Below are 13611 nucleotides of genomic sequence, written 5' to 3' on the forward strand. Positions count from 1 at the left end.
GACTCTACTCTAACGTTTAAGCTATAGAAAGTCAGTCTTTTTTCTTCACTTCATACCCGTATTTGCTTTCACAATAACCTCGGCGTATTTCTTTTCATCTCGTTTATTGGAGAGGATGGTCCCAATAATTGCACCGAGAAAACCTGCAGGAATGGAAATGATAGCAGGATTTGTTAACGGGAATATAGCCGTTCCAGTTAAAATAGCAGCACCAGGTACAGGATTAAGTACACTTGGGCTGATGGCAACCAACACTAACGCCGTAAGTAGTCCTGTTACTACGCCTGATATAGCGCCGGCTGTATTAAATCTTTTCCAGTAGATTGTAAAAATGATAACTGGTAAATTAGCACTGGCTGCTACACAGAATGCAAGGGATACGAGAAAGGCTACATTCATTTTTTGAGCAAAAAGTGCAAGGATAATGGATAGCAAGGCTACTGCAACCGAAGCATAACGAGCTGCTTTCATTTGCTGTTTTTCGGTAACCTTTCCTTTTTTGATTATTTGACCATATATATCATGGGCAAAGGCTGAGGCACCTGATAATACAAGTCCTGCAACAACTGCTAGAATGGTCGCAAATGCTACCGCCGAGACAAAACTCATTAAAAAGTCACCGCCAAGAGCGTGAGCAAGCAATGGTGCTGCCATATTGCCCGCAGCATTTGCTTCCACAATGTCGCTAGCCCCTACAAAAGCAGCAGCTCCAAAGCCTAAAAAGATGGTTAAGATGTAGAAAATGCCTATAACCCAAGTTGCTGTTACAACAGAGTTTCTAGCAGTTTTCGCATCTTTTACTGTGAAGAAGCGCATTAGTATATGCGGCAGACCAGCAGTTCCTAGAACGAGTGCTGCCATCATAGAAATAGTATCGAGAGAGTTGGTATACTTCACGCCGGGATTAATATAGTTTTCTCCTAATGGTGTAAGTGTTTTGATTTCGTCGAACATCGTAAGAATATTAAAGTTGAATTTTGCAAGAACAAGAAAGGAGATAACAACTGTTCCAAGCATTAAAAGGACAGCTTTTATAATTTGAACCCAGCTTGTAGCAGTCATACCGCCAAATAATACATAAATAGTCATCATGACGCCAACAATTAAAACCGCAAGCCAATAATCGATTCCCAATAATAGCTGGATAAGGGCGCCAGCTCCAACTAATTGAGCAATCATATAAAAAATTACAATGGTAATCGTGCTTAATGCGGCTACACCACGCACTTTTTTCTGATCAAAGCGGGCATTTATCATATCAGCAATTGTATACTTTCCTAAATTTCTTAGTGGTTCTGCAACAATATAAAGAACGACTAAATAAGCAACTAAATATCCAATCGAATAGAAAAATCCATCAAAACCAGTTAACGCGATGGCACCTGCTATTCCGAGGAAGGAGGCGGCTGATAAATAGTCCCCTGCAATCGCTAAGCCATTTTGCCAGCCTGTTAATCCCCCGCCAGCAGTATAAAATTCACTGGTTGTATTGGTTCTTTTAGCTGCCCAATATGTAATGATAAGAGTGATGAGGACGATAATGACAAACAACATTAATGCGATTGGACTCATTTATTGTTAGCCCCTTCCATCTGGTTTTCTTCCACAATGTCAGCAGCTAATTCATCAAATTTCATTGCTTTTCGAACATAAATCATGGATAACACCCAAGTCATGATAAACTGTGCAAATGCATACACCCACGTCCATGTAATCGATCCGATAGCAGGCTTGTTTAAAATAGTTGTGTAAGAAGTCAAAATTGGTAACATAAAATAAAAGAGTAAAAAGAAGACGGTGAGAGGAATTAGAAATTTTTTCTTTTGGGACATTAATTGCTTGAACTTAGAACTATTGGCAATTTGTACGAAATCGTAAGGCGGAGATTGCTTTTTTGCATCTTTGGCCAAATTACTCATTCACTTTCCCCCTTGAAAATAATATATTTTTCAATATAACAATAGTGTAAAAACTTCATAGAAGAATCGCAATGGTTCTTTTTTCTTAAATGTAAGCGTTTTACTTGAGCGGAAGGGCTTATTTTTGTTGAAAACAACTAAATTTATGCGAATAGAAGCTTAAGGGAAAATGGAATTATTTTGATAGTGTTGTGTAGAAGTATTTACTATATTAAAATTTTTTTCTTTGTTTATTAAGTTTGAAGACGGGGTACATCTTAATCGAACAGCAATATGAAAAGTCAAGGAGGAGATAGCGTCATGTTTCGTCATCAAAAAGAATTACAGTTTGAAGTGAAAGTGGACAGACCAGATCCAATGTTAGCACGTCAAATTCAAGAGGTGCTTGGAGGACAATTCGGTGAAATGACCGTAATGATGCAATATCTTTTCCAAGGTTTTAATTGTCGCGGAGAAGAAAAATATAAGGATATGCTCATGGATATAGGAACGGAAGAGATTGGTCACGTTGAAATGCTTTGCTCTCTAATCAGTCAGCTTCTAGATGGTGCATCACCTGAGGATCAGGCTGAAGCAGCGAAAGATCCAGCAGTTGCAGCCATTATGGGTGGAATTAATCCACAACATCTACTTGTAAGTGGATTGGGTGGCATGCCAACTAATTCTAATGGGGTACCATGGAATGGATCGTATATTGTCGCAAGTGGAAATCTTTTAGCAGATATGCGTTCAAATTTACATGCAGAAAGCCAAGGACGCTTACAGGTAGCAAGATTGTATCATATGACAACTGATGAAGGAGTAAGAGCTACATTTAGAAAAATGTTAGCTCGTGATCGTTACCACCAATATCAATGGCTAGCAGCAATCGAGGAATTAGAAGCTAAAAATGGTGTAGTTGTTCCAGCAACCTTCCCTCCGGAAGCAGAAAAAGAATCTCAGCCAGAAGCGTATGAATTCTGGAATTTATCAGAAGGAGATGCTTCTTCAGAAGGTCTCTGGGCAACAGGTAGTGCCCAAGATGGAACAGGAGATTTTGTGTATGTAAAAGAACCAGTTCCAAAGGGGCAAGTTCCTCTCAATCCCATTCCACCTGAATCATTGCATCATGATTTAAATATTAAAAAGTAAAAAATATAGAGGAAAATAGACACAAACTATTCGGTCCAATAATAGTTTGTGTCTATTTTTTTCCTTTTTATTGGCTAGTAATCTTGTTGGAAATAGTGTAGAATAACTTAAAAAAGTTTAAATAATCACAAGAGTTTAAATTTTTCGTGTTTCCATCGGCTTGTTTTCATGTTACATTTAAACAAGTTATGGATTCTAGCGGTGTGAAAGCCACAAGTTAGATTTTTCTATACATAAAAATATATACATATTTCTGAAAAATCTAATATTAAAGAGAGAGAAGAAATTTTACGGAGGTAGGGATTCAAATGACAAAAACGATTATTAAAGCACCATTTAGAGCAGATCACGTAGGAAGTTTACTGCGTCCTCAATCTATTCATGATGCTAGAAAGAAGTTTGCAGATGGAGTTATTTCAGCAGAAGAACTACGTGCAGTAGAAACAGAAGAAATTAAACGTATTGTGGACAAGCAGATTGAGGTTGGTCTTCAAGCCGTTACGGATGGAGAGTTCCGCCGCAGATTTTGGCATACTGATTTCATGGAGCATTTAACAGGAGTAGAAGGCTATGTACCAGACCATGGTTATAAATTTAATGGGGTTGAAACGGAAGCTTACGATGTGCGAGTAACAGGAAAAGTATCTTTTAATCCTGATCATCCTCATTTAAAAGATTTTAAAGAATTCTATGAGATTGTGGGCGATCGTGCCGTTGCAAAAATGACCATTCCAAGTCCAAACCAATTTTTCAATGCGGGTATCCGTAATGAAGAAATCTATCCGGATATTGAAGATTATGCAAATGATATTATCCAAGCTTATCGTGATGCTGTTCAAGCATTCTATGAGGCAGGCTGCCGTTATCTACAATTTGATGATGTATATATTGCAGGACTTTGTGCTCCAAAGCTGCCATTTGCAAAAAGTGAGTTAGAAAGACAAGAATTAATTGACCTAGCTTTACGTGTGGTGAATGGTGTTCTAGAAGGAAAGCCAGAAGATTTAATCGTAACAACACATCTTTGCCGTGGAAACTATCAATCTACTTGGGCGTTTGAAGGTCCATATGATAAAATCGCTCCTAGCTTCTTTGCAAAAGAAAAAGTAGATGGTTTCTTCTTGGAGTATGATGATGAGCGTTCCGGTGGATTCAGGCCACTTGAATTTGTACCAAATGGAGGTCCACAAGTAGTTTTAGGTGTATTCACATCAAAAACTGGTGAATTAGAAGATAAAGAAGCAATCAAAGCACGTGTAGAAGAAGCTTCTAAATACGTTGCCCTTGAACAGCTTTGTATCAGCCCGCAATGTGGATTTGCTTCAACCCATCACGGAAACATCTTATCAGAAGAAGAACAATGGAATAAATTAAAATATATTGTAGATGTAGCGAAAGAGATTTGGGGATAAGATAGGTTATAGGAGGATAAAAGAGGCACATACTCATATTAAATGTGCCTCTTTTTTTAGCAACTTCTATAAAAAGATATAATAAGGTTATGAAGTTTGTTTTAGAAGAGAGGAATAGCAGATGCAATGGAGTAAGTTAAAGACCAAAATGGAAGGTTTTATTAGTGAAAAATTAAAAGATAGAATGCAAATTCATATTACTGCTTATCGAAAATTCCATGATAGCCCAAGAAGGATTTGGATAACTTTTGATAAGAACGATTAAAGCCAATTCCGTATGAGGCGGATTGGTGGAAAATGTATGAATCAGAGGAGCGACAAGAATTGGTAAGAGCTTCTGAAGAGGCAGAACAAAGTCTCTTAACTGCAAATATAATGGATAGTGGGTATGTCTATCAATCCTTTCTTGATTATTGCTCTCTTTCTATAGATCATGCTTTACATTCTGAGAATGAATTTATTAGAGCTTTTGCTATGGTTGATAGGAGGATTGGAAAAAGGAGATTAAGTAATATAGATAGAAAGACACTGAATCATCCATTAATTAGTAAATTTTATCAAATACGATGTCAGGTAGAAAAAATGGCAAAAAGATAACGGATTAGCTACTGTCTAATTGGTTATCTTTTTGCCATCTTCAAACAAGCTTAGAGCCTCACCATAAAAATACTCCCTTTTCCTTTTTCACTCTCCACATAAATTTTCCCGTTACATAGTTCGACGATTCTCTTTACCAGTGCTAATCCTAAACCATTTCCCGATTGGGAATGAGAGGTATCGCCTTGATAAAATTTATCAAAAAGACGTTTTTTTGTTTGGTCATCCATTCCAGGACCATTATCTTGAATCGAAAAACAAACTTCTTCTTTGAACTTAGTGAGATGTATTGTTATGTTTCCGCCTATTTCGGAAAACTTAATAGCGTTATCTAAAAGATTTAGCCAAATTTGCTGAGTTAAATCTTCATTTCCGTGATAAGTAACTTCATCAAGCTCGACATCTATGACTATATCTTTTGCGGACCATTTTGGTTCCATCAATACAATCGTTTTTCGAATTTGCTCATCTAATCGAAATGGAGTTTTTTCGGTAATAATCTCGAGATTTTCATACTTTGATAGGATGAGTACATTTGTAGAGAGTGCAGCTAAGCGCTCAGACTCGGTAATGATTATATCAAGATATTCTTGTCTTTCCTCTTCCGTTAAGTTATTTTCTTTTAGTAATTTTGCGAAACCGCGTAATGAAACAATAGGTGTTTTGAATTCATGAGAAAAATTATTAACAAAATCACTTCGTAATGTTTCAATTCCAGAAAGCTCTTGGGTCATTTTATTAAAGCTATGAGATAATTCTTCTAATTCGCCTATTCCCTTTATGTTAACTTGTACAGAGAAATCCCCGCTGGCTACTTTATGGGTTGCATCAATTACCGTCCGAATAGGATTTAATGCTTTCTTACTGAGAAAGGCTGTTAGGGAAGTCCCAAGTAAAATGCAAAAACCTAAAAAGGCAATGAGCGGGAATACGGGAAGCTGACTATTGTCTGAAATAATCCCTAAATGCTGTAAAGCAAAAGTTATAACAGCAACAACTAGGACTGTTGCCATCATGACGCCAAAAACAAACATGACTAGTGTAATGGCAAGGCTTAAACGTTTTGTGAAAAATTCTCTCATCCTTTTTTCACTGCCTTATAACCAAGTCCTCTGACTGTTAAAATTTCAAACTCTGGAAAATCACGAAGCTTGTCTCTTAATCGGTTAATGTGGACATTGAGTGTACGATCATCCGTTTCAGATTCCATTCCCCAGATTTCATCCATAAGCTGAATTCGAGTGAAAATCATATTTGGATATGATAATAGTTTAAACAATAAGAAAAACTCTTTAGGTGGTAAGGTAATAACATGATTCTCACGAGAAACGGTAAGGGCATCATAGTCGAGTACAGTTTTCCCGATTGTTAAACGATGCTCATTTACAATCTTCGCTCTCCGCAGCAGAGCCTTAATACGTAAAATCATTTCTTCTTCATCTACTGGTTTGGTCATATAATCATCCGTACCAACAAGAAATCCTTTTCGTTTATCTGCTGCCTCCTGCTTGGCGGTAACCATTAAAATAGGGAGGTTCTCCCACGTCTGCCGCAAATGCTGTGTTAATTCGTACCCGTTCATTTTGGGCATCATTAAATCGAGTACAGCTAAATCAACATGCTCTTTTTCCATTATCTGAAGAGCTTCGATCCCATCTTTAGCTGCATAAGTCTGAAATCCATGGTGCTTTAAGACAGCACACATTAATTTTCTAGTATTTGTATCATCTTCTACCACGAGTATTTTAAACATCTAATACCTCCATTCATTTAAGTTATACCTATTTTATTATAAAAATGTAAACTGAAAATTAATTTAGAGAAGTTTATATTCAGTTTACTTTACCACGGTATACTAAGAAACATAAAGAAGAAACCGGATAATCATTAAGTAGACATTTGGATAGGTAGTAGAGAGGAGATCGTTTTAATGGGTTACACCATTTTATTTAGTTATTATGAAATAGTAGGAGAAGAAGCACATTTGATAGATGAATATAAACTTCCAGTTAAAGAGCGAAAAGAGAGCTTAGAAACCTTATTAATAGAGCAGAACTACAAATTTATTGGAAATGTCGATTTATGGGGATTTCGTACTAGCAAATTTATGAATATTGCCGAGATTATTAAAAATTGAAGCAGATAGCCGGAAAGATACATAAATGTCGTCTTTTAATAAGGTCTGCTCATTTATAAAAAAGTTTGATTAAATTCCTGTGTAGATAGGCAAGATATTTCTGATTCGTAAACATGTCATATTCTTGCATAGAACTTTTAAAATCACTTTAGATAATTATGATAAAATAAGCGGAGGAGTTGGAGCTTAATATTGAAGGTATCGTTGAAGTTAACGAGAACCATTTCCAGTACTCTCAAAAAGGTCAACGTAGGATTTCGGAACGCAAACCTCGTAAACGTGGCGGGAAATCCAACCTTTGAGGCATAAGCCACGAACAAGTTTGTGTTCTTATTGCAAGAGACCGTATCAAAGCAACTGTCTCAAAAGTAGCTTGTATGGGGAATGTCGTTAAAATCATAGTGGAGAGTATATTGGCTCTAAACTGACAACTGATAATCTACTCGTTACAAGATGCTTGGAGAGCCTATAAAACCTATGGAAAGGAAAAAGGATTAAAACATTATCGAATTAAATCAAACGATGGATAGACCGTTTTAAATGTGTAGATACAAAGTATCTCGACAACTATCTCGCGTGGTTTTTGTTTGTAGATAACCGTAGTAAGAAAGCATAAAACACAATATTAAAGAATTTCTGTTAACATCATTTGTATTTGAGATGACCGACACTTATGATAGTTTACGCCTATCAAAGTTTAAAGCTTAGATTTTAGGAGGGAGAATATGGACGAAAAGCAAAAGGTTGTTGCAGTTGTAAATAAAAAACAATTAGCTTCAGTTATGAACAACACGAAATGGGAGCAGTTGCAGAAATTTGTAATTGATACATTGCCGTTCACCCCACCTTATCAAGTTAAGTATGTATTAGAAGATGCTCCTTACCCAGAAACTTTTATAGAAGATGTATGGTATTGGGGTGATTGGGAACAGGGGCTGCGTCCGTTCTATTCCATAGAATGGTTGCGAATCAGACCAAGGTATGTAAAAAGTAGAGGTAGACTTATTGAACCTGAAAGATTTGATATAACTGATGAATTCATAGAATTATTACAAAAGCTAAATATTCCGTTTGTTAAAGAAGATAGCATAATTTGTATTTATGGTTATGTTAAAAGTACAGAAACATTCAATTGTTAAGCCCTAAATGAAAAAGAGCGGGGATCCAAAAAAAGGTTCCCCTACTTACTATCCATATTTGTACATTAAAATTTAACAGAGCCTTTGTTTTTAATAAATAAAACTAGCGAGTAAAGCATAATCAATCGGATGCAATTGTTTTTTTATCGATCAAATACAGTTAAAAGAATATAAGAGAATGGCCCATGTTATAGTAGTTGCCTTTTTGCTATTACTGTTTATAGCTTGTTTAAACTTCAAGCTCTGCTCCCAAAACCAGGAGCAGAAACTATTAGACTCACCAGTTCATGAGACATTATACATGCTGGGAAAATTCTTGAGAATTTATCTTTTTTTTACAATAAAGATAAATTTAATCATCAAGTAACGGAAGGAGTATTCTGATGGTTGTTCCCTTCTCAAGCTCAGTTCTTACTTTAATGGAACCGCCATGGAGTTCAATTAGCTTTTTTGTTATCGTCATACCGAGTCCTGTTCCGTTCATTGAGCTGCTTGTATTTGTTCCTCTGTAATAGCGTTCGAACAATCTGTTTAGTGTTTCATTATCCATGCCCACACCATTATCTTTAATCGTAATTACCAGCAAATGATGGTCAAGCTTTCCGATCGTTATTGTGACAGTCGTTTTTGGTGGATTATACTTAATTGCATTTTCAATTAAGTTTTCCATAATGCGTTGGAACCACTTTGGATCTACTGCTGCAATCAGTTCCTTAGGGGAAGGCTGAAATACAAATTCATATTGCTGTCCTGCAGGCCCGTTCACATAGTGGATGACAGTTCGTCTGATTTGTTCATTTATTTCCACTTTTTCCTTGGCGATAGGAAAGCCCTCACTTCTAAGCTGATACGTTAAGGTCAAATCTTCCAGAAGCTGTTTCATGTAGTGCGCCTTTTCCTTGATTGTGCTAGAAAAAGTCCGAACTTCTTCTTCAGTCCATGAATATTGATCTGATTGTAGCATCTCAGCATATCCTCCTATAGAGGCAAGCGGCGTTTTTAAATCATGGGATAGTCCGCTAATCCACTCATCTCGAGCTTTGTTAGCCTTTCTTCTTAATTGTTTATTTTGTTCCAGCGATGTTGTCAATTGGATAAGTGTGGTAATCAATTCCTTATATATTTTATATTTCCGTTGTAGCTTTCCTTTTTTCGTAAGCATCATAGAGTGCTTGTTATGCCCTTCTTCATAATTTTCCTTCCCCAAATCTCCAATCCATTTCATGATGGTAACAAGTGGAGCACCGAATTTATAACCAAACCAAATATTAAGCATAATTAACAATAAAAGAGCAAGCAAAAATAGGAAAAGAATTTTGTTCCCAGTATCTTGCATTATTTCTGTATCGGATTGCAAGCTGTTTGTTTGGTCTGTACCTGTTAGAAGAACCTGACCTGTCTCTCTATTATAGTAGGTGGATACATCCTTTTGTTCGTTCTTAGTAAGCTGAAATAGTTCTTGGAAAGAGTACCTATCCTTTTGATTGTCTGCTTCATAACTGTCCTGAACTACACCATCTTTACTAACCAGCTGAACCCAACCATGTTTATTGGTAATTGTTTTTCCTTGAGTATCGGTAATATTTAGTTGGTTTTTCTGCCAGTTTACTGCAACTTTAATAGTATTTAAAATGGACTTGCTGCCAACTTCTTTTCCATAAAGGACAATGAGGGGCTCAGCAGTATCTTGTTGAATTGACCACATATAGTAATGGTATGAATCATCTTCACTTTCCGAAAGTAGCAGGGCAAAGTCGATTTTTGAGAATGAGGTACCCTTTGGCAGATTATATGTTTTTATGGGATTTCCGTCCTCCGCCAAGATAGCAAGCCAACCATTCTGTTTCCTGACTAAATCCTTTAAATCATTGGATATAGAAATATGACTATTTTTAACTGATATCCAGTCTTCCATATTAGATGAGTCAGCCTGAGTCAAGTCAGAGTATAGTTCGTTTTTCATGACAGTGAAACCAATAATTGCCCAAAATAATAAAAAAATAATGGATACGAGAAAAAAAACAAACAAAAGCTGAAAAAAGAATTGCAGGATGAATCGTTTGGTCATATTCATTTTATTTGTAACCTTCTACAGATAATTTATAGCCGAGCCCTCTCACTGTCACGATATACTGCGGCTGGCTGGGATCTACTTCAATTTTTTCTCTAAGTTTGCGTATATGAACCATAATCGTGTTATCCTCTCCAAGAAAATTCTCGCCCCACACATTTTCATAAAGTTGAGCTTTACTGAAAAGTTGATTAGGATGCTTGCAGAAATATAGTAGTAACTGATACACCTGTGCAGGCATGGAAACTTTAACTCCTCTTACCATGACTTCTCCAGATGAACTATTTACAAATAAGTCACCATATTGATATGTAGTTGATTCCTTTACTGTATTAGCTGTATATCTTCTCAGATGAGCTTTCACTCTCGCTACTACTTCCAATGGATTAAAGGGTTTGGTGATATAATCATCAGCACCTAATGCAAACCCTGAAAGTTTATCAAGGTCAGTGGACCGCGCTGTTAAGAAGAAGATGGTGGCATTTGTCTTTTCTCTAATGAAAGGACAAATATCAAAACCACTTCGATCTGGAAGCATGACATCTAGAAAAATTAAGCCGTAATCGTTAACTGCACATAGTTGTAATGCTTCCTCCGCTGTTTCGGCAGTATCAATTCGCTCAAATCCTTCCTTCTGCAAAATAATCTTTAACATCTGGTGGATAGCCTGTTCATCATCCACTATTAACAATCTTATCTTTTTCATATAATTCGTCTCCCTAATGTCCAAATATAAAGATATCATATCATTTTTTATCCTCATTATTAGAAATTAAGGAAGAATTAAGGTTCTGATTTTAAAGGGTTAAGGTACGATAGGTATAATTCTTATAGATTAAGGAAATGAGGTGTAAAATGAAAAAAGTATTTAGTGCTATAGCAACCGTAGCGGCCGTAATTATGCTTTCAAGACATATTGGAAATGAGTTTGCAGCTCAGAATTATTCTAGCTTAGCAATAATCCTGATGATTGGATTAATTGGTCAAATTCTCTTCCATTTTCGAGAGAAAAAAGTTAGTGATTAAGCAGCCTTTAAGAGAATCAGGATAAAATTTAGGATGAAAGAGAGAGTTTAATATTATGCTTACTATAGGGAAAAGAGAATTTCTCCAATTATTTAAAGGGTTTAAATCAATTTTATTAATTTTAGTATTTTTAGTCACATCCTATTATTCAGCTAAGTTTGCTGATGGTATAGCTGAGGCAATGGAACTGACAGCGCAAGAGGCAGGTGAAGCTCATTTAGTTGGATTATTGTTTTTAGTTATGTTTTTTGGACATTTATTTGTGGCGAGTCTATCTCATGACAGTATAAATAAAGAAATCCGTGAAAGAACCATGCGGTTTTTAGTAACTAAAACAACTAGATTTTCTATTATAGTTGGTAAGTTTTTGGGTATTTGGATGTTTTGGTTTGTTTGTCTGTTTCTGTCATTCTTAATAATTGCTCTAACAACAGAAAAAATAGATGTTCTAGTTTTTGCTCAGACGATGAGCCTACTTACATTGCAGATATCATTCATTCTCTTAATGTCCGTTCTCATCAATAAGCCAGGAGCAACAATGTTCCTTGGAATTCTTGGAGGGATATTGTTACCAATATTAGGAGGTTGGTTTGTGCTTACTTCTAATCCAGCAATTAGTTGGCTAAAATATGTATCACCTTTTTATTATCTGGACTTAAATGAATATAGCTTCTTAGTTCTTCTTGTAGTTGCAACTATCTTAATTTATCTTACTAATTTATTATTCAAGAGGAGGGAATGCTGATGTCAGCTATTAAAGCAGTAAAGATGACAAAGAAGTATAACGGAGTAACAGTAGTTAACGGAATTGATTTAACAATTGAAGAAGGGGAATTATTTGGATTTTTGGGTAGAAATGGCGCAGGAAAATCAACTTTTATCAATATGCTGACAGGGATTGCGAAACCTACTTCAGGTTCATTTTCTTTGTTAGGAGGAAATATAGATCACATAGAGGTTAAAAGAAAAATTGGTGTGCTGCCTGATTATTCAAGTTTCTACGAATCCACTACAGCACTGGAGCATTTGCGGTTCTTCTCTGCACTATCTGGTGAAACTGCACAAAAAAGTGAGTGTCTTGAAGTATTAGAAGCAGTCGGATTAGCTGATCATGCTAATAAAAAATTAGGAAAGTTCTCGTTTGGAATGAAAAAGAAACTTGGTGTCGCTCAAGCCATTATCCATGATCCAGAGCTCTTATTTTTGGATGAACCAACATCAGGGATGGATGCAGAATCAGCAATTCAAATTCAACAGCTGATAAAAAGACTGCATGGAGAAGGCAAGACGATCTTTTTAACTTCTCATAATTTGGATGAGGTCGAGAAATTATGTACCAGAATTGCTATCATGAAAGAAGGTAGGATTGTAAAAATCGGAACAATGAATGAACTCAGAGCATTTTACCGTTCCAACATTATCGTAAATATTAAACATAGTCCAATACCTGTTTCAGAATTATCAAAGTTTCACCAATGGATTAAAGATAAAGGTACGGAAATTCACACAAAAGAGGAATCACTTACTATCACAGTTGAGGAAGAAAATAGAATTTCTGAAATCACAAGAGCCCTAACGGCATGTAATACAAATGTTTACCGAGTCAATGTTGAGGAACCAACTTTAGAAGAGATATTTTTGGACTGACCCCTTAAATTAGGGGTCTTAGACATTTAGACACTTAATGAAGGAGGCATAAGGATAAAAAATGGAGGTAGATATTAAAGTATGATCAGAAATATAATTGGAACTACGTTAATTCTGATAAGTTATTTAGTAATGGGAATAAATTGGTTTTATTTGCTGCCAAGAGGGTTAGAATCCATGCCATATTGGAGTTAGATTGTTTTTATAGGTGCTTTTTTTGGAGGGATTATTAAATATTATAAACCAAATTCTAAAAATAAAAATAAGGAACATAGGAAACTGAGTAAAATCAGTGAATTTTCGGATGATTTAATAGACGTTATAACAGGTCATATTAATAATGAGGATGAAATGGATAAAAATAAGCAGTCCAAGAAATAGACCGGAAAGAGAGATCGGCTATTTCTATAGGACTTACACATATCAGTCATTTTAGCTGATTTAAGTTTTACACCACAAAATTTAAGTTCACGACAATCAAAATAGCAAACAAAACTGGGTTCACATTAACGTAATGGTCATGGAAATATAT

At 35.8% G+C, this 13611-nt stretch carries 15 protein-coding genes and 1 pseudogene; 10 read left to right on the forward strand and 6 right to left on the reverse strand.

Going from position 1 to position 13611, the window contains the following annotated elements; all coding sequences use genetic code 11:
- Positions 1-45: 45 nt before the first annotated feature.
- Together NiCM35_RS03285 and NiCM35_RS03290 are read right to left on the reverse strand one after the other, a co-directional pair.
- Complete coding sequence (locus tag NiCM35_RS03285; RefSeq protein WP_171509465.1) at positions 46-1572, reverse strand: solute symporter family protein; 1527 nt, start codon at positions 1570-1572, stop codon at positions 46-48.
- Positions 1569-1919 carry a DUF485 domain-containing protein gene (locus tag NiCM35_RS03290; protein WP_095332143.1) on the reverse strand — a complete coding sequence of 117 codons (351 nt, stop codon included), beginning with the start codon at positions 1917-1919 and terminating at the stop codon, positions 1569-1571. Before NiCM35_RS03290 ends, NiCM35_RS03285 begins: the two co-directional genes overlap by 4 nt.
- A gap of 300 nt (positions 1920-2219) precedes the next feature.
- Between NiCM35_RS03290 and NiCM35_RS03295 the strand changes: the two genes are divergently transcribed.
- The 4 genes from NiCM35_RS03295 to NiCM35_RS03310 all read left to right on the forward strand — a co-directional run bounded on the left by NiCM35_RS03295 (position 2220) and on the right by NiCM35_RS03310 (position 5059).
- The gene (locus NiCM35_RS03295) at positions 2220-3050 is read left to right on the forward strand and encodes a manganese catalase (protein WP_095332145.1); all 831 of its coding nucleotides are present in this window, start codon (positions 2220-2222) and stop codon (positions 3048-3050) included.
- Between the two features lie 308 nt (positions 3051-3358).
- Entirely contained in the window at positions 3359-4462 is a 1104-nt protein-coding gene (locus NiCM35_RS03300; RefSeq protein WP_123257301.1) for a 5-methyltetrahydropteroyltriglutamate--homocysteine S-methyltransferase, read from the forward strand.
- Positions 4463-4583: 121 nt separating this feature from the next.
- Complete coding sequence (locus NiCM35_RS03305) at positions 4584-4727, forward strand: SF0329 family protein (RefSeq protein WP_249928265.1); 144 nt, start codon at positions 4584-4586, stop codon at positions 4725-4727.
- A 32-nt stretch (positions 4728-4759) separates the two neighbouring features.
- Positions 4760-5059 (forward strand): SF0329 family protein, encoded by a 300-nt coding sequence (locus tag NiCM35_RS03310; protein WP_249928266.1) that lies wholly within the window; start codon positions 4760-4762, stop codon positions 5057-5059.
- A gap of 50 nt (positions 5060-5109) precedes the next feature.
- Here NiCM35_RS03310 and NiCM35_RS03315 read toward each other — a convergent pair whose 3' ends face one another.
- Positions 5110-6141, reverse strand: coding sequence for a HAMP domain-containing sensor histidine kinase (locus tag NiCM35_RS03315; RefSeq protein ID WP_095332151.1), 1032 nt, complete (start codon positions 6139-6141; stop codon positions 5110-5112).
- Entirely contained in the window at positions 6138-6812 is a 675-nt protein-coding gene (locus NiCM35_RS03320; RefSeq protein ID WP_095332153.1) for a response regulator transcription factor, read from the reverse strand. Before NiCM35_RS03320 ends, NiCM35_RS03315 begins: the two co-directional genes overlap by 4 nt.
- Before the next feature lie 177 nt (positions 6813-6989).
- Between NiCM35_RS03320 and NiCM35_RS03325 the strand changes: the two genes are divergently transcribed.
- From NiCM35_RS03325 to NiCM35_RS03335, 3 genes and pseudogenes are all read left to right on the forward strand, one after another.
- Entirely contained in the window at positions 6990-7196 is a 207-nt protein-coding gene (locus tag NiCM35_RS03325; protein WP_123257303.1) for a hypothetical protein, read from the forward strand.
- 194 nt (positions 7197-7390) lie between these two features.
- Positions 7391-7904: pseudogene (locus NiCM35_RS03330) on the forward strand (IS1595 family transposase); the annotation flags it as partial.
- A 17-nt stretch (positions 7905-7921) separates the two neighbouring features.
- Positions 7922-8335, forward strand: coding sequence for a DUF6678 family protein (locus NiCM35_RS03335; RefSeq protein WP_095332157.1), 414 nt, complete (start codon positions 7922-7924; stop codon positions 8333-8335).
- A gap of 352 nt (positions 8336-8687) precedes the next feature.
- On the opposite strand, the gene NiCM35_RS03340 is transcribed toward NiCM35_RS03335, so the two are convergent.
- Together NiCM35_RS03340 and NiCM35_RS03345 are read right to left on the reverse strand one after the other, a co-directional pair.
- On the reverse strand, positions 8688-10409 hold the full coding sequence (locus NiCM35_RS03340) for a sensor histidine kinase (RefSeq protein ID WP_095332159.1): 1722 nt from the start codon (positions 10407-10409) through the stop codon (positions 8688-8690).
- Between the two features lies 1 nt (position 10410).
- On the reverse strand, positions 10411-11112 hold the full coding sequence (locus tag NiCM35_RS03345; RefSeq protein ID WP_095332161.1) for a response regulator transcription factor: 702 nt from the start codon (positions 11110-11112) through the stop codon (positions 10411-10413).
- Between the two features lie 149 nt (positions 11113-11261).
- Here NiCM35_RS03345 and NiCM35_RS03350 point away from each other — a divergent pair, with 149 nt between their 5' ends.
- The 3 genes from NiCM35_RS03350 to NiCM35_RS03360 are packed head-to-tail and all read left to right on the forward strand — an operon-like array spanning position 11262 to position 13079.
- Complete coding sequence (locus tag NiCM35_RS03350) at positions 11262-11432, forward strand: hypothetical protein (protein WP_164463596.1); 171 nt, start codon at positions 11262-11264, stop codon at positions 11430-11432.
- A 55-nt stretch (positions 11433-11487) separates the two neighbouring features.
- On the forward strand, positions 11488-12177 hold the full coding sequence (locus NiCM35_RS03355; RefSeq protein WP_433778609.1) for an ABC transporter permease: 690 nt from the start codon (positions 11488-11490) through the stop codon (positions 12175-12177).
- Positions 12177-13079: an ABC transporter ATP-binding protein gene (locus NiCM35_RS03360; RefSeq protein WP_095332165.1), complete on the forward strand. Its 903-nt coding sequence runs from the start codon at positions 12177-12179 to the stop codon at positions 13077-13079. The genes NiCM35_RS03355 and NiCM35_RS03360 overlap by 1 nt, the downstream gene beginning before the upstream one ends.
- The last annotated feature ends 532 nt before the right edge of the window (positions 13080-13611 follow it).

The sequence above is a fragment of the Niallia sp. M35 genome (genome assembly GCF_050971705.1).
Lineage (GTDB): Bacteria > Bacillota > Bacilli > Bacillales > Cytobacillaceae > Niallia > Niallia circulans_A.

Coding starts and splice junctions, on each gene's coding strand:
- NiCM35_RS03320 (WP_095332153.1), bottom strand. CDS start 6,812: ATGTTTAAAATACTCGTGGTAGAAGATGATACAAATACTAGAAAATTA.
- NiCM35_RS03300 (WP_123257301.1), top strand. CDS start 3,359: ATGACAAAAACGATTATTAAAGCACCATTTAGAGCAGATCACGTAGGA.
- NiCM35_RS03310 (WP_249928266.1), top strand. CDS start 4,760: ATGTATGAATCAGAGGAGCGACAAGAATTGGTAAGAGCTTCTGAAGAG.
- NiCM35_RS03355 (WP_433778609.1), top strand. CDS start 11,488: ATGCTTACTATAGGGAAAAGAGAATTTCTCCAATTATTTAAAGGGTTT.
- NiCM35_RS03335 (WP_095332157.1), top strand. CDS start 7,922: ATGGACGAAAAGCAAAAGGTTGTTGCAGTTGTAAATAAAAAACAATTA.
- NiCM35_RS03295 (WP_095332145.1), top strand. CDS start 2,220: ATGTTTCGTCATCAAAAAGAATTACAGTTTGAAGTGAAAGTGGACAGA.
- NiCM35_RS03305 (WP_249928265.1), top strand. CDS start 4,584: ATGCAATGGAGTAAGTTAAAGACCAAAATGGAAGGTTTTATTAGTGAA.
- NiCM35_RS03325 (WP_123257303.1), top strand. CDS start 6,990: ATGGGTTACACCATTTTATTTAGTTATTATGAAATAGTAGGAGAAGAA.
- NiCM35_RS03290 (WP_095332143.1), bottom strand. CDS start 1,919: ATGAGTAATTTGGCCAAAGATGCAAAAAAGCAATCTCCGCCTTACGAT.
- NiCM35_RS03315 (WP_095332151.1), bottom strand. CDS start 6,141: ATGAGAGAATTTTTCACAAAACGTTTAAGCCTTGCCATTACACTAGTC.
- NiCM35_RS03360 (WP_095332165.1), top strand. CDS start 12,177: ATGTCAGCTATTAAAGCAGTAAAGATGACAAAGAAGTATAACGGAGTA.
- NiCM35_RS03285 (WP_171509465.1), bottom strand. CDS start 1,572: ATGAGTCCAATCGCATTAATGTTGTTTGTCATTATCGTCCTCATCACT.
- NiCM35_RS03340 (WP_095332159.1), bottom strand. CDS start 10,409: ATGAATATGACCAAACGATTCATCCTGCAATTCTTTTTTCAGCTTTTG.
- NiCM35_RS03350 (WP_164463596.1), top strand. CDS start 11,262: ATGAAAAAAGTATTTAGTGCTATAGCAACCGTAGCGGCCGTAATTATG.
- NiCM35_RS03345 (WP_095332161.1), bottom strand. CDS start 11,112: ATGAAAAAGATAAGATTGTTAATAGTGGATGATGAACAGGCTATCCAC.